We start from the raw sequence: 19,296 nt of genomic DNA on the forward strand, positions 1-19,296 counted from the left end.
GGACAGACGGGCCTACGGGCGGCCTGCGGGCACTCGGCGGGCGCTCGGCCTGCCTCGCCGGAACAAGGTCGCTTCCCGCCGCCCGGGCCTACCATGGATCCATGATGACGGACGGGCAATTCGGCGTTCCCGCAAGAGAGTTCGACTTCTTCATCAGCTACTCGCCGGCAGACGAACCCTGGGCCGCATGGATCGCCTGGACCCTGGAGGAAGCCGGCTACCGGACGGTCGTCCAGGCCTGGGACTTTGTACCGGGAACCAACTTCATCGACTTCATGGACCGCGGGGTCAGCGAGTCCGTGGCGGTCATCGCCGTCCTGTCCCGCCACTACGAGCGCTCCACCTACGGCCGCATGGAGTGGCAGGCCGCCCTCCGTGCCTCGCCCGAATCGCCCGAGCGGCGCCTGCTGACCGTGCGCGTGGACGAAATGTCCATAGAGGGACTCCTCGCCACCATCACCTACGTCGACCTCGTGGGGGTGTCCGACTCCGACACCGCCCGCTCCCTGCTGCTCACCAGGGTCGAGCAGGCCGTCGACGGGCACGCCCGCCCCGACCGCCGCCCCGGCTACCCCGGCAGCGGCCCGGCCCCCGGCCGCCGCCCGGAGCAGCCCGACCCGGCCCGGCCGCAGCCGAGCGCGCTCGCCGGCCCCGGTTGGCCCGGGCGCCGCCGGCCGGCCAGGGCACCGCTCTACCCCCAGGCCTCCCCGGCAGGCGGCAGCGCCCGGGACGCCGTCACCGTCCTGCACCTGGCCGGGCCCGACTTCGGGCGCGGCCGCGAGCCCGACTCGCTCAGCCGGCAGATCCGCGGCGACCTCATCATGCTCAGGGACGCCGGAGCACCCGCCCCCGACCTGATGGTCGTCACCGGCGACCTCACCGCGTCCGGCAGCCCGCGCGAGTGCGACCAGGCCCTCAGCTTCCTCACCGCCCTGCGCTCCCAGCTCGACCTCTCCCCGCAGCGGGTGGTGGTGGTGCCCGGCGCGCAGGACGTGAACCAGGCCGCCTCCCAGGCCTACTTCCACACCTGCGAGGCCGACGAGGTGGCCCCGCAGCCGCCGTACTGGCCCAAATGGCGCCACTACACCCGGCTCTTCCGCGGTCTCTACCAGGGCCTGGACACCGTCTTCGACAGCGACCAGCCCTGGACCCTCTTCCCGGTCCCCGAACTGAGCACCGTCGTCGCCGGCTTCAACTCCACCATCGCCTACAGCCACCGCCCCGAGGAGCAGTACGGCTTCATCGGCCGCGACCAGGCCGCCTGGTTCGCCGAGGCCATGCGCACGTACGAGGAAGAGGGCTGGCTCCGCGTCGGAGCCCTCCGCCACCCGCTCACCGACAGCCGCCGCCCCGGCGACGCCATCGGCGGCCCCGGCGGGCTGAGGGACGCCGACACCCTCGCCCGGCTGGCCGCGCCCCGGCTCCACCTGCTGCTGCACGGCCCGACCGGCGGCCCGCGCACCACCACCGCCGACCCCAGCCGCTCCCAGCTCGCCGGCCCCGCCGGCGGGCTGCCGCTGTTCGGCTCCGCCGCCCCCGCCCGGTTCCAGCTGCTCCAGGTCACCGCCGACGGCGTCACCCGCTGGGACGACCGGATCACGGCCGCGAGCGAGCACTTCCCCGCCGAATGGCGGCAGACCCGCCGGGTCTTCCCCGTCCCCGAACTCCCCGCCGTCATCCACGTCGAGCGCCCCCAGGGCAGGGCCCCCCTCGACGACCCGGCCTCCTCGCTCGCCGAGCGGGTCAAGGAGGTCTGCCGGGTGCGCAGGGAAGGCGTGCGCCTGCGCGACATACCGCGCCGCGAACCCGGCGACATGGTGCAGATCATGGCCACCTGGCGGGAAGGCGACGACGGAGTCGTCCGGCAGCAGCGCATAGCCGTCCACCCGGGCACCCCCGCCGAGGACGAACTCGACCGGTTCATCTCCCAGGTCCACGCCACCGACCCCGGCTCCGAGGCCGTCCTGGTGTACGGGGGCGAGGCCCCGCCCGGCGCCCTGCGGCAGCGGGCGGCCAGCCACGGCGTACGGGTCCGGGTGCGCAGCTTCATCGAGTTCCAGGGCCTGCTCGACCTGCGCGGATACGTCGCCGCCCAGACCGCCCGGCTCGTCGCGAGCGAGCAGTACCCGCCCTCCCTCTACCTCCCGCAGCGCTACCGCGACGCCGACCGCCCCGACGGCCAGGAACGCGACGGCCTCGTCGAGGAGCTGCTGGAGCTCCTGGAATCCGACCACGGCCGGTTCGTCCTGCTCCTCGGCGACTTCGGACACGGCAAGACCTTCGCCCTGCGCGAACTGGCCCGCCGTATCGCCGGACAGCTCCCGCACCTGACACCGCTGCTCATCCCGCTGAACACCCTCGACCGGGCCCACAGCCTCGAAGGCCTGGTCGCCGCCCACCTCGCCGGCCACGAGGTCGACACCATCGACCTGCGGGCGCTGCGCTACATGCTCGCCCAAGGTCGTGTCGTCCTCCTCTTCGACGGATTCGACGAACTGGTCCACCGCGTCAGCTACGACCGCGCGGCCGACCACCTCCAGGTCCTCCTCGACGCCGCCGTCGACAGCGCCAAGATCGTCGTCAGCAGCCGCACCCAGCACTTCAAATCGCACGCCCAGGTCCTCACCGCCCTCGGCGAGCGCGTCGGCCTGCTGCCGCAGCGCCGCATCCTGTCCGTCGAGGGCTTCACCCCGGCGCAGATCCGCTCCTTCCTGGTCCGCAGCTACGGTGACGAGCGCGCCGCCGACCGCCGCTACCAGCTCCTGCGGAACATCCCCGACCTGCTGATGCTCTGCCGCAACCCCAGGCTGATCTCCTTCGTCGCCCGCCTGAGCCAGGACCAGCTGAGGGCGGTCGCCGGAGCGGGCCGCGCGCTCAGCCCGGCCCGCCTGTACGAGGACGTGTTCACGTCCTGGCTGGAGTACGAGGAGCAGCGCGGCCAGGGCGGGCCCGGCGCCCCGCCCGGACTCACCCTCGACGAGCTGTGGGCCGCGGTGACCGCACTGGCCTGGCGGCTGTGGGAGACCGGCCGCAGCGCCCTCCGGCTGGACGAGCTCACCGAAACCGTGGCCGCCACCCTCAGCGAACTCACCGAGTCCCCGCTCACCCCCGCCGAGCGCGCCCAGGCCGTCGGCGCGGGCAGCCTGCTGGTGCGCAGCGACGACGGCGTCTTCCAGTTCATCCACGGATCCGTCATCGAATGGCTGGTCGCGCGCGAGGCCGCACGCCAGCTCGCCCGCGGGCGGCACGCCCTGCTCTCCGCCCGCCCGCTCAGCCAGCTCGCCGTCGAGTTCTTCTGCGACCTCGCCGACCACGAGCAGTGCGCCCGCTGGGTGCGCGAGGTCCTCGACTCACCCGGACGCGGGGTCAGCGAGGCCGCCCGGGCCAACGCCGTCCGGATCAGCGACCGCCTCCGGGTGCCCGCCAACGCCGACCTGCGCGGCGCCCGGCTGGCCGGCGAGGACCTCTCGCACCGCGACTTCTCCGGCGTCGACCTGACCGACGCCGACCTGACCGACGCCCGGCTGATCGGCGCCAACCTCTCCGGCGCCCTACTGTGCAACACCCGGCTGACCGGCGCCCGCCTCGACCGGGCCGACCTGAGCCGCGCCGACCTGACCGGCGCCAACCTCAGCCGGGCCCGGCTGACCCGGGCCGACCTGCGGGGCGCCCGGCTGACCGGCAGCCGCTGGCACCGGGCCGCGCTCATCGACGTGACCATGGACGAGGACGTGCGGGCCGTCCGCGAGCTCGGAACCGCCGCCATCGCCCCCGGCATGCCGGTCGACGCGGGCCTGCGGCCCTCGGCGGTCGGCGTCCCGTACGGCTTCGGCATCCGCACCAGCCGCCTCCCCGAACCCATCGCGTACAGCGCCGACGGCGAACTCCTCGCCGTCGGCAGCGAGGACGGCTCCATCCTGGTCTGCGGCGGCGACGACGGCCGCGCGGTGCGCACCCTCCAGGGCCACGAAGGCCGCGTGTACGCCGTGAAATGCCGCGCGAACGTCATCGCCACCGGCGGATCCGACGGCGTCGTACGGCTCTGGGACCCGGTGACGGGAGCCTGCCGCCACCGCCTGGAGATCCACCCCGACGGGGTGTGGCCGCTCTCGCTCGACGCGGACGGCACCCTGCTCGCCACCGGCGACAGCGAGGGCCTGGTCACGGTCTGGGACGTGGCCACCGGCGCGCCCGTGCACCGGCTGCCCGGCCACACCGCCCCCGTCTACACCGCCGTCTACGGCCCCGGCGGCACCCTGCTCACCGGTGACGCGAACGCGCAGGTACGCCTCTGGGACCTGGCCACCGGCCGGTGCGTCCGGGAGATCGGCGGCCACCAAGGGGCCGTCTACCGTGCCCGGTTCAGCCCCGACGGGACGCTCTTCGCCACCGCCGACCGGGGCGGGAGCGGGCGGGGCGGCACGGTCAGGATCTGGCGCACGGCCGACGCCCGGCTGCTGCACGAGTTCACCGGGCACACCGGCCGCGTGTACGTCCTCGACTTCCACCCCGCGGGGAACCTCCTCGCCAGCGGCGACACCGACGGCCAGGTGCGGCTGTGGGACCCCGTCGTCGGCACCCCCGCCGGCACCCTCGAACGCAGCACCGGCGCCGTCTACCAGGTGCTGTTCGGCGACGACGGCAGGCTCCTCGCCGCCTGCGACAGCAACGGCACGGTCCGGCTGTGGACGGTCACCGCCCGGCCGCACGGATACACGGTGGCCCTCCACCCCCAGCAGCCGACCGAGCACCGGGGCACCGCCTGGGCGTGCGCCTTCCGGCCCGGCGACAGCCAACTGCTCACCGTGGGCAACGACGGCGGCGCGCAGATCTGGGACTGCGCCACCGGCCAGGGCAAGCGCATCCTCCGCGGCCACGGCCGCCGGATCAGCGGGGTCGCCTTCAGCGCGGACGGCACGCAGCTGGCGACCGCCGGCAACGACGGGGTCGTGCGGCTGTGGGAGACCCGCACCGGGCGGCGCACGCAGGAGCTCCTCGGGCGCGGCGACCGGCTGGTCTCGGCGGCGTTCAGCCCCGTCGAACCCCTCCTGGCCACGGCCAGCAACGACGGCGACATGTACCTCTGGGACCCGGCGGGCGGCGAGTACCTGCGCGAGCTCGACGCCGAGACCGAGCACGTCTGGGCGGAGGCCTTCAACGCCGACGGCACCCTGCTCGCCACCGCCAACGACGACGACACCGTCCGGGTCTGGTTCCGCCCCACCGGCTCCCCCGTGTCCAACCTGGACGCGCACCGGGGCCGGGTCCGCTCGATCGCCTTCCACTCGGACGGCGACGTCCTGGCCACCGGCTGCGACGACAGCTTCGTACGGGTGTGGGACGCCAGGAGCGGCCGGCTCACGGCGGAACTCGGGCGGAACGCCGGCGGGCACACGGACCGGGTGTACGGCGTCGCGTACGGGCAGGGGAGCGGCGGCGGCTGGCTGGCGAGCGCGAGCTGGGACGGCACCGTCATCGTCTGGCGGGACGGGCAGGCCGCCCTGCGCCTGCGCGGGCGCGGGGGCCGGCTGTGGGCCGTGGCCGCCCACCCGGCCCGGCCGCTGCTCGCCGCCTCGGGGGACGACCGCAGCGTCTGCCTGTGGGACGCCGAGACGGGCGAGCACGTCGCCGACCTCGTCGGCCACACCGGCCGCGTCCTGTCCCTCGCCTTCTCCCCGGACGGCACCACCCTTGCGAGCGGCGCCGAGGACGGCACGGTGCGGCTCTGGAACCTCCCGGCCGACGGGGGAGCGCCCTCGCTGCGGGCGACCCTGATGGGGCTGGCGGGCAGCTGGGCGACGCTGACCCCGGCCGGCGGGTACAAGTACGAGGGCGACGTGGCCGGCGAGTTCTGGCACGTGGTCGGCATGTCCCGGTTCACCCCGGGAGAGCTCGACGAGTACCTGCCGAGCATCCGCCGCCTGCCGCTGGGCGAGGAGCTCTGAGCGGGCGGCGATCGGTCCGGTCAGGGCGCCCCGGGGGCCCGGGGCGCCGCTCCCGCGCCAAGCGGCCTCGGGCCGCTCAGTCGGCCGAGCGGGTCCAGCCGGCCGCGCGGACGGCGGAGGCGTCGGTCGGGCGGTCCTCCGAGAACAGCAGCCGGGCCCGTTCCGCCACCCGTACGACGTCCACGTACACCCCGCGTCCGACGTAGCGCCCCGTCGCGGTGTGGCGGAAGCGCAGGTGCACCGGGCGGCCCGCCCAGGCCGTGAGGGGGGCCTCGAGGCGGTGCCAGACGCGGCCCGACCAGCCGTCGGCGCGGCCTTGCGGCCACTGCTCCGGGGAGCCGCCCGTGGCGCGGACCGTGTTGAACGGAAGCGGCTCCCAGACCGTGCCGTCCGCCGAGGCCTCCAGGTGGAAGGCGCCCTCGCCGGGCACGGTGTCCCACCACACGGCGCAGCGCAGCCGCGCCTCGGCGGTGGCGGGGGTGAGCGGGGGCAGCGTCAGGGTGCCGGAGCCGCCGGGCTCCATGCCGGAGAACCAGGCCGCGCCGCCGTGCCGGGTCCGGACCGGGACGGCGCGGGCGAAGCGGTTGCCGACCGCGACCCGCGGGGCACTGCCGGCCCGCCAGGTGCGGACCGGGTGCACGGAGTTGCCGAGCAGGACGAGGAAGGAGTCGGTGGACGGGTCGAGGACGAGGGAGGTGCCGGTGAAGCCGGTGTGGCCGGCGGACTGCGGGGTGGCCATCGCGCCCATGTACCAGTGCTGGTAGAGCTCGAAGCCGAGGCCGTGGTCGTCGCCGGGGAAGGCGGTGTTGAAGTCGGTGAAGAGCAGCTCGACGGAGGCGGGGCGCAGGATGCGCCTGCCGGCGTAGGTTCCGCCGTCGAGGAGGGTACGGGCGAGGACGGCGAGGTCCCAGGCCGTGCCGAAGACGCCGGCGTGGCCGGCGACGCCGCCGAGGGCGTACGCGTTCTCGTCGTGGACCTCGCCCCAGACCAGTCCGCGGTCCAGGCCGGACCAGGGCGGGCGCTGGACCTCGGTGGCGGCCGTGACGCGGCGCCAGGACAGCGGTGGGTTGTAGCGAGTGCGGTGCATCCCGAGCGGAGCGGTGATCTCGTCCTGGAGCAGGAGATCCAGAGTGTGACCGGTGATCCGTTCCAGGAGCAGCTGGAGCGTGATGAGGTTGAGGTCCGAGTAGCGGTACACGGTCCCGGGCGGCTCCTGGGGACGCACGGACCACAGCAGTCGCAACTGCCCCGCGCGGGTGGGCTCCTGGTAGAACGGCGCCCAGGAGCGCAGCCCCGAGGTGTGGGTGAGGAGCTGCCGGACCGTGATCAGCTCCTTGCCCCCGCCGGTGAACTCGGGCAGGTACCGGTCCACCGGAGCCTCCAGCTCCAGCCGGCCGCGCTCCATCTGCTGCACCGCGAGCAGCGAGGTGAACAGTTTGGTCAGCGACGCCAGGTCGAAGACCGTGTCCTCCGCCATCGCGATGCGCTGGGCGGCGGGGAACTCCCGGGCGCGGTCGGTCCGGCCGTCGTAGTCCTCGTACCGTACGGCGCAGCCCATCGCCCGGTGCAGGGCGATGGTCCGGCCGCGGCCGGCGAGGACCACCGCCCCGGCGTAGTAGGGGTGCTCGGGGGAGGGCCCGAGGAACCGCCGGGCCTCCTCCGCCACCTGCTCCAGGTGCCGCTCCAGCAGTCCGGCCTGGCGCGCGGACCCGTACCGCAGCCGCAGCCCCTGGAGCGCCCGCCGCTCGGCCGGGCTGCCCGCGGCCCCCGCGGCCCCGGGCAGCGCCCCGTGCAACAGCAACACCCCGCCCAGCGCGAGCAACCGCCCCCCGAGCCCCCGCCGACTCAGCCCGACGCCGGCACGCTGCCCGCCGCCGCTGCCGACGTCGCTGTCCGCGCCGCCGCCGGCGCCGTCGTCGTCGCTGCCGCTGCCGCTGCCGGCGGGCGCCGTCCCGTCGGGGGCTGCGGTCGTGCGCCGGTCGGCGGATCCGGCCGCCGGGGTGTGCGCGGCTCGGGTGGGCCGGCCGGCGTCCGGGTTTCGGCTCGCACACGGGATCCCGTTGCCGGCCGTGCGGTCGGGCGCGGGCCCGAGGGGGTGCGAGGGGGTGGTGCCGTGCTCGGGGGGCGCTTCCGCGGCCTGGGCGCGGTGCGCCGTGTCGTCCCCCGTGCGTGCCTCCATGGTGGGCCTCCTGTCCGCCCTTATCGGCCTCTCGAAGTATCTGCCCGCCCGCGGCGCGCGCCCCGCATCGACCGGCCCACCAAGTATCTGACGCTGCATCAGAAAACCTCTTCCCTCGGCCGCCGGGCTGCGGCATGCTGCCGCCCATGCAGACGGAGCTGAGCACAAGACTGGGAGTCGAGCACGCCCTCTTCGGCTTCACGCCCTTCCCCGCGGTCGCCGCGGCCATCACCCGCGCCGGCGGCTTCGGCGTGCTCGGCGCGGTCCGCTACACCGCCCCCGACGACCTGCGGCGCGACCTCGACTGGATGCAGGCGCACACCGACGGCAAGCCCTATGGCCTCGACGTCGTCATGCCCGCCAGGAAGGCCGTCGACGGCATCGGCGAGGCCGAGATCGAGGCGATGATCCCGGCCGGGCACCGCGACTTCGTCCGCGACACCCTCGCCAAGCACCACGTCCCCGAGCTCCCCGAGGGCGAGGCCTCCGGCTGGCGGATCACCGGCTGGATGGAGCACGTCGCCCGCGCCCAGCTCGACGCGGCCTTCGACTACCCCGTCAAACTCCTCGCGAACGCCCTGGGTTCCCCGCCCGCCGACGTCATCGCCCGCGCCCACGACCGCGGCGTCCTCGTCGCCGCCCTCGCCGGCAGCGCCAAGCACGCCCGCCGGCACGCCGAAGCCGGCATCGACATCGTCGTCGCCCAGGGGTACGAGGCCGGCGGCCACACCGGCGAGATCGCGACCATGGTGCTCATCCCCGAGATCGCCGAGGCCGTCGCCCCGCTCCCCGTCCTCGCCGCCGGCGGCATCGGCAGCGGCGAGCAGATCGCCGCCGGACTCGCCCTCGGCGCGCAGGGGGTATGGCTCGGCTCCCTCTGGCTGACCACCACCGAGGCCGAACTGCACTCCCGCGCCCTCACCGAGAAGCTCCTCGCCGCCGGCTCCGGGGACACCGTCCGCTCCCGCGCCCTCACCGGCAAACCCGCCCGCCAGCTGCGCACCGGGTGGACCGACGCCTGGGACGACCCGGACGGCCCCGGCGCCCTGCCCATGCCCCTCCAGGGCCTGCTGGTCGCCGAGGCGCTCTCCCGGATCCAGAAGTACGAGGTCCAGCCGCTGCTCGGCACCCCCGTCGGCCAGATCGTGGGCCGTATGAACACCGAGCGCAGCGTCCAGGCCGTCTTCGACGACCTCACCCGCGGCTTCGAGCGGGCCGTCGACCGCATCAACCGCATCGCCGGCCGAGCGGCGTGAGAGGGGTGACCCACGTGAGCAGCGTGGCGGGAACGAACGGAAACGGTGCCGGGCGGCAGGCCGCGGGAGGGTTCTGGGCCCAGGCCGCCGCCGACCCGCGGCGGGTGGTCCTGGTCACCCCGCAGGGCGAGGAGTGGACGGCCGGCCGGCTGCACGCCGACGCCAACCGCCTCGTCCACGGCCTGCGCGACGCCGGACTCCAGCGGGGCGACGCGTTCGCCGTGGTCCTGCCCAACGGCGTCGAGTTCCTCACCGCCTACCTCGCCGCCACCCAGGCCAGCTTCTACCTCGTCCCCGTCAACCACCATCTCGTCGGCCCCGAGATCGCCTGGATCGTCTCCGACTCCGGAGCCAAGGTCCTCATCTCCCACGAGCGCTTCGCCGACGCCGCCACCGCCGCGGCCGACGAGGCCGCCCTGCCCGCGACCCACCGCTACGCCGTCGGCACCGTCCCGGGCTTCCGCCCGTACGCCGGACTCCTCGACGGCCGGCCCGGCACACCCCCGGAGGGGCGCACCCTCGGCTGGGTCATGAACTACACCTCCGGCACCACCGGCCGCCCCCGCGGCATCCGCCGCCCGCTGCCCGGCAAGACCCCCGAGGAGACCCACCTCGGCGGCTTCCTCGGCATCTTCGGCATCCGCCCCTTCGACGGCAACGTGCACCTGGTCTGCTCGCCGCTCTACCACACGGCCGTCCTGCAGTTCGCCGGCGCCTCGCTGCACATCGGCCACCCGCTGGTGCTGATGGACAAGTGGACGCCGCAGGAGATGCTGCGGCTGATCGAAGCCCACCGCTGCACCCACACCCACATGGTCCCCACCCAGTTCCACCGCCTGCTCGCGCTCCCGGAGGCGACCCGGTCGGCGTACGACGTCGGCTCCCTGCGGCACGCCATCCACGGCGCCGCCCCCTGCCCCGACCACGTCAAACGGGCGATGATCGCCTGGTGGGGGCACTGCGTGGAGGAGTACTACGCGGCCAGCGAGGGCGGCGGGGCCTTCGCCACCGCCGAGGACTGGCTGAAGAAGCCGGGGACGGTCGGCCGGGCCTGGCCGATCAGCGAGCTCGCCGTCTTCGACGACGACGGCAACCGGCTGCCCGCCGGGGAAGTCGGCACCGTCTACATGAGGATGAACACCGGCGGCTTCAGCTACCACAAGGACGAGGGCAAGACGCGGAAGAACCGCATCGGCGACTTCTTCACGGTCGGCGACCTCGGCCTGCTGGACGAGGAGGGCTACCTCTTCCTTCGCGACCGCAAGATCGACATGATCATCTCGGGCGGGGTCAACATCTACCCCGCCGAGATCGAGGCCGCACTCCTCACCCATCCGGCGGTCGCCGACGCCGCCGTCTTCGGCATCCCGCACGCCGACCGGGGCGAGGAGGTCAAGGCCGTCGTCGAGCCGGCCGACGGACACGAGCCGGGGGAGGAGCTGGCCGCCGCGATCCTGGCGCACTGCACGGGCCTGCTGGCCGGCTACAAGCGGCCCCGGACGGTCGAGTTCATCGCCGAGATGCCCCGCGACCCCAACGGCAAGCTGTACAAGCGGCGGCTGCGCGACCCGCACTGGGAGGGCCGCGACCGGGCGGTGTGACGGGCCCGCGCGACCGGGCCGCGGAGCGCATGGTCGCCGCCCGGACGTACGCCCGCCGGGCACCGGCCGGTGCCGGGTTCCCCGCCTGGCCCGATGCCGTCGAGGCCGCTTTGACCCGGTGCGGCAACACCCGGACCGCCCTCAACCCGATTTCCCACGGGGAGGCCGTCCTCGCCGCCGACGGCGAGGACCACCCGGCAGAGTGGGGCGTGCGTTCGAGCGGGCCTGTAGCACGGTCGGTCGGCGCCTTCCGGTGGTTGACCTCCCGTGCGCGGGGAGACGAGGATCACGGCATGACGGCAGTGCGGCACAACACGGTTGACGGGCTGGTGCGGGACAGCGCGGGGCGCTTCCCCGGGCGGGAGGCCATCCGGTACCGGGACCGGGCCTGGACGTACGCCGAGCTCGACGCCGCGGTCTCCACCGGCGCCGCCGTCCTGCGCGAGCGGTACGGGCTGGCCGCCGGCGACCGGGTCGCGGCCTTCGCCCACAACTCCGACGCCTACCTGCTCGCCTTCCTCGCCTGTGCCCGGGCGGGCCTCACGCACGTCCCGGTCAACCAGAACCTCACCGGCGAGGACCTCGCGTACATCCTGGACGACTGTTCGGCCGCGCTCGTCCTCGCCGACCCGGACCTGGCCCCGCGGATCCCCGACGGGTACGCCGTGCAGCCGCTGCGCGACGCGCCCGGCTCGTTCCTCGCGGAGCTCGCCGACCCGCTGCCCTTCGAGCCCGTCGGCGCCCCGGACATCGTGGTGCAGCTGCTCTACACCTCGGGGACCACCGCCCTGCCCAAGGGCGCGATGATGACGCACCGGGCCCTGGTCCACGAGTACGAGAGCGCCGTCGAGGCGCTGGACCTGCATCCGCAGGACCTGCCGGTGCACGCGCTGCCGCTGTACCACTCGGCGCAGATGCACGTCTTCCTGCTGCCCTACCTGGCCGTGGGCGCGCGGAACACGATCCTCGACGCGCCCGTCGCCGAGGAGCTGTTCGGGCTGGTGGAGGCGGGGCGGGCGGACAGTTTCTTCGCGCCGCCCACGGTGTGGATCGCCGTCGCCAACCACCCCGAGTTCGAGCGGAGCGAGCTGGGCGCGCTGCGCAAGGCGTACTACGGGGCGTCCGTCATGCCGGTGCCGGTCCTGGAGCGGCTGCGGGCGAGGCTGCCCCGGCTCGGGTTCTACAACTGCTTCGGGCAGAGCGAGATCGGGCCGCTGGCCACCGTGCTCGGGCCCGCGGAGCACGAGGGGCGGCTGGAGTCCTGCGGGCGGCCGGTCCGGCACGTCGAGGCGAAGGTCGTCGACGAGGAGGGCGCGGACGTGCCCGACGGGACCGCGGGCGAGGTGGTGTACCGCTCACCGCAGCTCTGCCTGGGCTACTGGAACGACCCGGAGGCCACGGAAAAGGCCTTCCGGGACGGCTGGTTCCGCTCCGGTGACCTGGCGGTGCGCGATGCGCAGGGGTACTTCACGGTCGTCGACCGGGTCAAGGACGTCATCAACTCGGGCGGGGTGCTGGTCGCCTCCCGGCAGGTCGAGGACGTGCTGTACACGCACCCGGCGGTGGCCGAGGCGGCGGTCGTGGGCGTGCCCGACGCGCGCTGGATCGAGGCGGTCACGGCGGTGGTGGTGCCGCGCGGGGAGGTGGCGGAGGCGGAGTTGCTGGCGTACGCGCGGGATCGGCTGGCCCACTTCAAGGCGCCGAAGCGGGTGCTGTTCGTGGACGCCCTGCCGCGCAACGCCAGCGGCAAGATCCTCAAGCGCGAGCTGCGGGACCGGTTCGGCCGGGCCGGCCGCTGACACGGGGCGCCGCGGGCCGGCCGGGGGCCGGCGGGGCGGTTCAGCCGGTGCGGTTCAGTCGGGGAGCAGGACCTCGTGCTGCAGTCGGCGCAGGGTCAGGTGCTCGTGTACCAGGCGGCCCACGAGCGCGCCCCCGTAGACGACGAAGCCGACGCCGACGAGCCAGGACTGGACGACCAGCAGGGTGCCGAACGGCCCGTACGTCACGGCGTTGGAGGCGATCAGCGGGGAGAACACCAGCTGGGAGAAGATCCGCAGGCCGAGCAGGCCCAGGCTGGTCGTCACCGCCCCGGGCAGCAGGGCCCGCCAGCGGACCCGGCCCCCGAGCAGCAGGTGCTGGGACCCCCAGAAGAACACGCAGGTGCCGACGACGTCCCCGCTGCCGACGAGGAGGTTGCCCAGCGCGTCGTCCGACGGGGCGGGGATCCCGACGAGCAGCGCCAGGTAGCACACCAGCAGGGCCAGCCAGACGACGTGCCGCCACATGGTGTGCCACCGGGCGGTGGGCAGGTCCCACACCTTCTCGTACCCGGTCTGCACGGCCGACCCGAAGGTGAGGCCGAACACGGCCAAGGCCGCGAGGCCGAAGGCGGTCGTCCGCTCCAGGGCCAGGTCGGCCGAAGCGAACAGCACCTCGATCCGGGCCCGGGAGGACGCCGTGACCCCGAGGGCCTGACCGAGCCAGCGGCCGAAGTTCGAGCCGCTGCCGGGCGCGGCGGCCGCCACCACGACCAGCAGGGGCACCAGGGTCAGGAACCCGAGGGCGGCGAAGCCCATGGCCCGGTGCATCAGCTCCATCTCGCGCCCCCGGCTCCAGGCGAGCCCGGCCGGGGAGGCCTGGAGCCGGTCGTGGAGGTGTCGGAGCTTGGCGGTCACGCCTCATGCACTACCCGCACGGGCCCGAGGGCTCTCGGAGGCCGGACCGAGTGCGGCCGATCGGGCGTGTCAGCCGCCCGGACGCGTGTCCCCTCCTTCCCCGGTGCCGCGCAGGTCGACGAGACGCTTGAGCTTGCCCACGGAGCGCTCCAGCGTCTCCGGGTCGACGACCTCCACCGCGACGGTGACGCCGATGCCCTCCTTCACCGCCCGCACCACGGCGGCCGCCGCGGACTCCCGCCGTCCGGCGTCCGTATCCGGGCGCGCCTCCACCCGCACCGTCAGCGCGTCCATCCGGCCCTCGCGGGTCAGCCGCAGCTGGAAGTGCGGGGCCAGGCCGGGCGTCCCGAGCAGGATCTCCTCGATCTGGGTCGGGTACAGGTTCACCCCGCGCAGGATGAGCATGTCGTCGCAGCGCCCGGTGATCTTCTCCATGCGCCGGAACGCGGGCCGGGCGGTTCCCGGCAGCAGCCGCGTCAGGTCCCGGGTCCGGTAGCGGACCACCGGCATGGCCTCCTTCGTGAGGGAGGTGAACACCAGCTCGCCGGGCTCGCCGTCCGGCAGCACCTCGCCGGTCAGCGGGTCCACCACCTCCGGGTAGAAGTGGTCCTCCCAGATGTGCAGGCCGTCCTTGTGGGTGGCGAACTCCTGTGCGACACCGGGTCCGATCACCTCGGACAGGCCGTAGACGTCCACCGCGTCGATGTCGAGCCGCTCCTCGATCTCCCGGCGCATCCCCTCCGTCCACGGCTCCGCACCGAACATCCCGGTCCGCAGGGAGGTGCTGCGCGGGTCGATGCCCTGGCGCTCCATCTCGTCCAGCAGCGTCAGCATGTACGAGGGCGTCACCATGATGACCTCGGGCCGGAAGTCCTGGATCAGCCGGACCTGGCGGTCCGTCATCCCCCCGGAGGCGGGCACGACCGTACAGCCCAGCCGCTCCGCCCCGTAGTGGGCGCCCAGGCCTCCGGTGAACAGGCCGTACCCGTAGGCGATGTGCACGATCTGGCCCGGGCGCCCGCCCGCCGCCCGGATCGAGCGGGCGACGACCGCGGCCCAGGTGTCGAGGTCCCCCTCCGTGTAGCCCACCACGGTGGGGCGGCCGGTGGTGCCGCTGGAGGCGTGCAGGCGGCGTACCTCCGTGCGGGGCACGGCGAACATCCCGAAGGGGTAATGGTCGCGCAGGTCCGCCTTCGTGGTGAAGGGGAAACGGGCGAGATCGGCGAGGGAGCGGCAGTCGTCCGGATGCACCCCGGCCTTGTCGAAGGCCTGCCGGTAGAAGGGCACCCGCTCGTAGGCGCGGGCCAGGCTGTCCCGCAGCCGGGTCAGCTGGAGTGCGGCCAACTCGTCGCGGCCGAGCCGCTCGCCCGCGTCCTGGACGTCCTCGTACTGCCTCATGTGACCTCACCCCGTCGTGAGCCGAACAGCCGACCGATCATTCGGTACATTGCCCGACCCGGGCGGCTGAAATCAATGACTCGAACGAGTGGTCGCATGATGGGATGCGCGCATGCCTTCCTTCACCACCTACGACGGTACCGAACTCGCCTATCACGTAAAGGGGAAGGGCGAACCGCTGGTCTGCCTGCCCGGTGGCGCCATGCGCGCCGCCGAGTACCTGGGCGACCTCGGCGGACTCACCGCCCACCGCACCCTGATCCTGCTCGACCTGCGCGGCACGGGCGACTCCGCCGTTCCGGCCGACACCGGGACCTACCGGGTCGACCACCAGGTCGCCGACGTCGAGGTCCTGCGGCTGCACCTGGGCCTGGAGCGCATGGACCTGCTGGTCCACTCCGCCGCCGGCAACCTCGGCCTGCTCTACGCCGCCGCGCACCCCGAACGGCTGCGCCGGCTCGTCATGGTCACCCCGACCGCATGGGCCGTGGGCCTGCAGCGGGACCCGCAGCAGCGCCTGGCGGACGCCCGGATCCGGGCGGGCAGCGAACCGTACGACACGGCCATCGCCGCCCTGGGCCGGATCCTCGTCGACGGCAGCGACTCCGAGGAGGAATGGGACCTGGTGATGCCGCTCGCGTACGGGCGCTGGGACGAGACGGCCCGGGCCCACGCGGCCGGGAACGCACGGCAGCAGAACGCGGAGGCGGCGGTCGCCTTCGCCGGCCCCGGCGCCTGCGACCCGTCGGCCACCAGGGCCGCGCTCCGCCGGGTCCGGGGCGAGGTCCTGGTGCTGGCCGGAGAGCTGGACACCCATCCGAGTCCCGGCCTGGCTGCCGAGCTCGCCGCCTGCTTCCCGCGCGGAGCGGTGGACGTCCAGCCGGCGGCCGGCCACTTTCCGTGGCTGGACGATCCGGCCTGGTTCGCGGCCCGGGTGGAGGGCTTCCTGGCGGGCGCGGACACCGAGGCCGACCCTGCCCCGGGCACAGCTCCGGCTCCGGCTCCGAATCCGGCGGAGGTGTCCCTGCGCGAGGTCCGGGACGGCGATCTGGAGGTCTTCCGGGAGCAGCTGACGGACCCCCGGGTGCAGTGGATGGCGGCGATCACCCGGGGCTACCACTACGACGCCGACGCGTTCGACCGGCACTGGGCCAAGGTCCGTTCGGACCCCGGAGTGCTCCTGCGCACGATCCTGGCCGACGGGGCCGTCGCGGGCCATGCAGCCGTCTTCGGGCCCGCCGCCGAACGCGAGGTCACGTACGTGGTCGGCCGCGCCCACTGGGGGCGGGGCATCGCCACCGCGGCGCTCGCCGAGCTGATCGCGCTGGAGGGCGGCCGGCCCCTGCACGCCCACGCGGCCGCCGACAACGCCGGTTCCCTGCGCGTGCTGGAGAAGTGCGGCTTCACCGCCGTCGGGCGCGGCCAGGAGTTCGCCCGTGCCCGCGGCGAGGAGATCGACGTCGTGCACCTCACGCTGGGCTGAGCCCGTGCCTGCGGCACGCCCCGGGCCGGCCCGGTCACCCCGGCCGGCCCGGTCACTCGGTCACTCGGTCACCGGTCACCGGTCACCCAGTCACCCGGTCCCGGCGGGCGGCCGCATCGGCCTCCACCGCCACCGACTTCGCCCACCGGTAGTCCGCCTTCCCGCTCGGCGACCGCCGGACGGCCGGTGTGATGACCAGCTGGCGCGGGATCTTGTACCCCGCCAGCCTGGTCCGGCAGTGGCTCTGGATCTCGTCCAGCGTCGGCTCCGGCGCGCCCTCGCGCAGCTGGACCACCGCCGCCACATGGCTGCCCCACTGCGCGTCCGGCACCCCGGCGACCAGGGCGTCGTACACGTCCGGATGGGCCTTGAGCGCCTGCTCGACCTCCTCCGGGTACACCTTCTCGCCGCCCGTGTTGATGCACTGCGATCCGCGCCCCAGGACGGTGACGACGCCCTGGTCGTCCACGGCGGCCATGTCCCCGAGCAGCACCCACCGCTCGCCGCCCTTCCGGAAGAAGGTCTCGGCGGTCTTCACCGGGTCGTTGTAGTAGCCGAGCGGCACGTGGCCGTGCTGCGCCAGCCGTCCGGGCACGCCCGGCGGCACCGGCTCGTGCGTCGCCGGGTCCACCACCTGCGTACGGTCGTTGACCACGAGTCGGAAGCCCCTCTCCGGGCCCGCGTCGTCGGCCGCCCGGCCGGTGGACCCGGACTCCGAGGAGCCGAAGTTGTTCAGCAGCAGCACGTTCGGGACGAGGCGGAGGAACTCGGCGCGGACCGAGTCCGACATGATCGCCCCCGACGAGGACACGCTGAACAGCGCGGACAGGTCGGTCCCCTCGAGCGGGCCCTTCAGGGCGTCGATGAGCGGCCGCAGCATCGCGTCGCCCACCAGGGACACGCTCGACACCCTCTCCTTCTCGATCGTCCGCAGCACCTCCTCGGGGACGTACTTGCGGTGGATGACCACCCGCTGGCCGTAGTTGAAGGCGATGAACGCGGTCAGCGTCGACGTGCCGTGCATCAGCGGCGGGGCGGGGAAGAAGGTGAGCCCGGCCGCGCGGGCCGCGGCCCGCTCCGCCAGCTCCTCCGGACGCTTCACCGGCTCGCCCGACGGCTCTCCCCCGAACAGCCCTGCGAAGAACAGGTCCTCCGCCCGCCACATGACGCCCTTGGGCATGCCGGTGGTGCCGCCGGTGTAGATGATGAACAGGTCGTCGGGGGAGCGGGGCGGGAAGCCGCGGGTCGGCGCGCCTGCCGCCTCGGCGTCCGCGAATGCGACCGGGGCGACGGCCGGCTCCGGCGCACCCTCGGGGGCGTCCCCGACCCGGATCAGATGGCGCAGCTTCGGCGTGCGCGGCAGGGCGGCGGCCACCCGCGCCGTGAACCCGCCCTCGAAGACGAGCGCGGCGAGGTCGGCGTCGTTGTAGAGGTAGACCAGCTCCTCCTCCACGTACCGGTAGTTGACGTTCACCGGCACCAGGCGGGCCTTCAGGCAGGCCAGCACGGTCTGGAGGTACTCGACCCCGTTGTAGAGGTGCAGGCCCACGTGCTCGCCGGCCTTGAGTCCGCTGTCGCGGAGGTGGTGGGCGATGCGGTTGGCCGCCGCGTCCAGCTGCGCGTACGTCAGGCGGCGCTCGGCACCGGTCCCCGGGTGGTCCACGTACACCAGGGCCTCGCGGTCCGGGACCACGTCCACGACCGATTCGAACAGGTCGGCAAGGTTGTACTCCACCGCTCCTCCTCACCCCCGAAGCGCCGAGCTCCCTCGGCGGACGGCCGGCCGGGCCGCCCGGCGGCCATTAGAGCGCCGCCCCCACCAACTGGGAAGGGTGCGGGACAAGAAAACTGACTGTGTGTCAGAAAACCCTTGAACTGCACCCCGCGCTCCTGCAACCTGTTCTAGGTCTTCAGAGGGAGGACGGCAATGGTCGGTACCGAACACCTCACCGTCGAACGGCACGGCGCCACGCTGGTGCTCACCATGAACCGCCCCGAGGCGAAGAACGCGCTCACACTGCCCCTGCTCGTCGGCCTCCACGACGGCTGGCTGGAGGCCGACGCCGACGACACCGTCCGCTCGATCGTCCTGACCGGTGCCGGAGGGGACTTCTGCGCCGGGATGGACCTCAAGGCGCTCGCCGGAAAGGGCATGGCCGGAGACCGGTACCGGGACCGCCTCAAGGCCGACCCCGACCTGCACTGGAAGGCGATGCTTCGCCACCACCGCCCGCGCAAACCCGTCATCGCCGCCGTCGAGGGGTACTGCGTGGCCGGCGGCACCGAGATCCTCCAGGGCACCGACATCCGCGTCGCGGGCGCCGACGCCACCTTCGGACTCTTCGAGGTCCGGCGGGGCCTGTTCCCGATCGGCGGCTCGACCGTACGGCTGCCGCGCCAGATCCCCCGCACCCACGCCCTGGAGATGCTCCTGACCGGCCGGCCGTACTCCGCCGAGGAGGCCGCGCGGATCGGGCTCGTCGGCCACGTCGTCCCCACCGGGACGGCACTGGCCAAGGCCCTGGAGGTCGCCGAGCAGATCAACGCCTGCGGACCCCTCGCCGTCGAAGCCGTCAAGGCCTCGGTCTACGAGACCGCCGAACTGGACGAAACCGCGGGACTGGCCGCCGAACTGGCCCGCGGATGGCCCGTCTTCGACACGGCCGATGCCAAGGAGGGCGCCCGGGCCTTCGCCGAGAAGCGCCCCCCGGTGTACCGCCGCGCCTGAGGCGCGCCCGGCCCGGGCCGCCGGCCACCCC

General features: G+C 74.1%; 10 protein-coding genes. 6 read left to right on the plus strand and 4 right to left on the minus strand.

The window, feature by feature from the left end:
* Nucleotides 1–101 precede the first annotated feature (101 nt).
* Nucleotides 102–5,945, plus strand: a complete 5,844-nt coding sequence (locus AC068A_RS09080) for a WD40 domain-containing protein (RefSeq protein ID WP_478582853.1) — start codon at nucleotides 102–104, stop codon at nucleotides 5,943–5,945.
* Between the two features lie 76 nt (nucleotides 5,946–6,021).
* Here AC068A_RS09080 and AC068A_RS09085 read toward each other — a convergent pair whose 3' ends face one another.
* Nucleotides 6,022–8,124 carry a serine hydrolase domain-containing protein gene (locus AC068A_RS09085; RefSeq protein WP_478582855.1) on the minus strand — a complete coding sequence of 701 codons (2,103 nt, stop codon included), beginning with the start codon at nucleotides 8,122–8,124 and terminating at the stop codon, nucleotides 6,022–6,024.
* A gap of 146 nt (nucleotides 8,125–8,270) precedes the next feature.
* On the opposite strand from AC068A_RS09085, the gene AC068A_RS09090 reads away from it, so the two are divergent.
* From AC068A_RS09090 to AC068A_RS09100, 3 genes are all read left to right on the plus strand, one after another.
* Nucleotides 8,271–9,380 carry a nitronate monooxygenase gene (locus AC068A_RS09090; RefSeq protein WP_478582858.1) on the plus strand — a complete coding sequence of 370 codons (1,110 nt, stop codon included), beginning with the start codon at nucleotides 8,271–8,273 and terminating at the stop codon, nucleotides 9,378–9,380.
* A 14-nt stretch (nucleotides 9,381–9,394) separates the two neighbouring features.
* Nucleotides 9,395–10,981: an acyl-CoA synthetase gene (locus tag AC068A_RS09095; protein ID WP_478582861.1), complete on the plus strand. Its 1,587-nt coding sequence runs from the start codon at nucleotides 9,395–9,397 to the stop codon at nucleotides 10,979–10,981.
* Between the two features lie 293 nt (nucleotides 10,982–11,274).
* Nucleotides 11,275–12,780: a fatty acyl-CoA synthetase gene (locus AC068A_RS09100; protein WP_478582864.1), complete on the plus strand. Its 1,506-nt coding sequence runs from the start codon at nucleotides 11,275–11,277 to the stop codon at nucleotides 12,778–12,780.
* A gap of 54 nt (nucleotides 12,781–12,834) precedes the next feature.
* On the opposite strand, the gene AC068A_RS09105 is transcribed toward AC068A_RS09100, so the two are convergent.
* Nucleotides 12,835–13,656 carry a YhjD/YihY/BrkB family envelope integrity protein gene (locus AC068A_RS09105; RefSeq protein ID WP_478582867.1) on the minus strand — a complete coding sequence of 274 codons (822 nt, stop codon included), beginning with the start codon at nucleotides 13,654–13,656 and terminating at the stop codon, nucleotides 12,835–12,837.
* A 69-nt stretch (nucleotides 13,657–13,725) separates the two neighbouring features.
* A complete protein-coding gene (gene paaK / locus AC068A_RS09110; protein ID WP_478582870.1) occupies nucleotides 13,726–15,054 on the minus strand; it encodes a phenylacetate--CoA ligase PaaK in 1,329 nt (442 codons plus the stop codon).
* Between the two features lie 112 nt (nucleotides 15,055–15,166).
* On the opposite strand from paaK, the gene AC068A_RS09115 reads away from it, so the two are divergent.
* On the plus strand, nucleotides 15,167–16,537 hold the full coding sequence (locus AC068A_RS09115) for an alpha/beta fold hydrolase (protein ID WP_478582873.1): 1,371 nt from the start codon (nucleotides 15,167–15,169) through the stop codon (nucleotides 16,535–16,537).
* A gap of 82 nt (nucleotides 16,538–16,619) precedes the next feature.
* Here AC068A_RS09115 and AC068A_RS09120 read toward each other — a convergent pair whose 3' ends face one another.
* The gene (locus tag AC068A_RS09120) at nucleotides 16,620–18,272 is read right to left on the minus strand and encodes an acyl-CoA synthetase (RefSeq protein WP_478582875.1); all 1,653 of its coding nucleotides are present in this window, start codon (nucleotides 18,270–18,272) and stop codon (nucleotides 16,620–16,622) included.
* Nucleotides 18,273–18,464: 192 nt separating this feature from the next.
* On the opposite strand from AC068A_RS09120, the gene AC068A_RS09125 reads away from it, so the two are divergent.
* Nucleotides 18,465–19,265: a crotonase/enoyl-CoA hydratase family protein gene (locus AC068A_RS09125; RefSeq protein ID WP_478582877.1), complete on the plus strand. Its 801-nt coding sequence runs from the start codon at nucleotides 18,465–18,467 to the stop codon at nucleotides 19,263–19,265.
* The last annotated feature ends 31 nt before the right edge of the window (nucleotides 19,266–19,296 follow it).

Source organism: Streptomyces sp. NPDC043854, assembly GCF_056436005.1.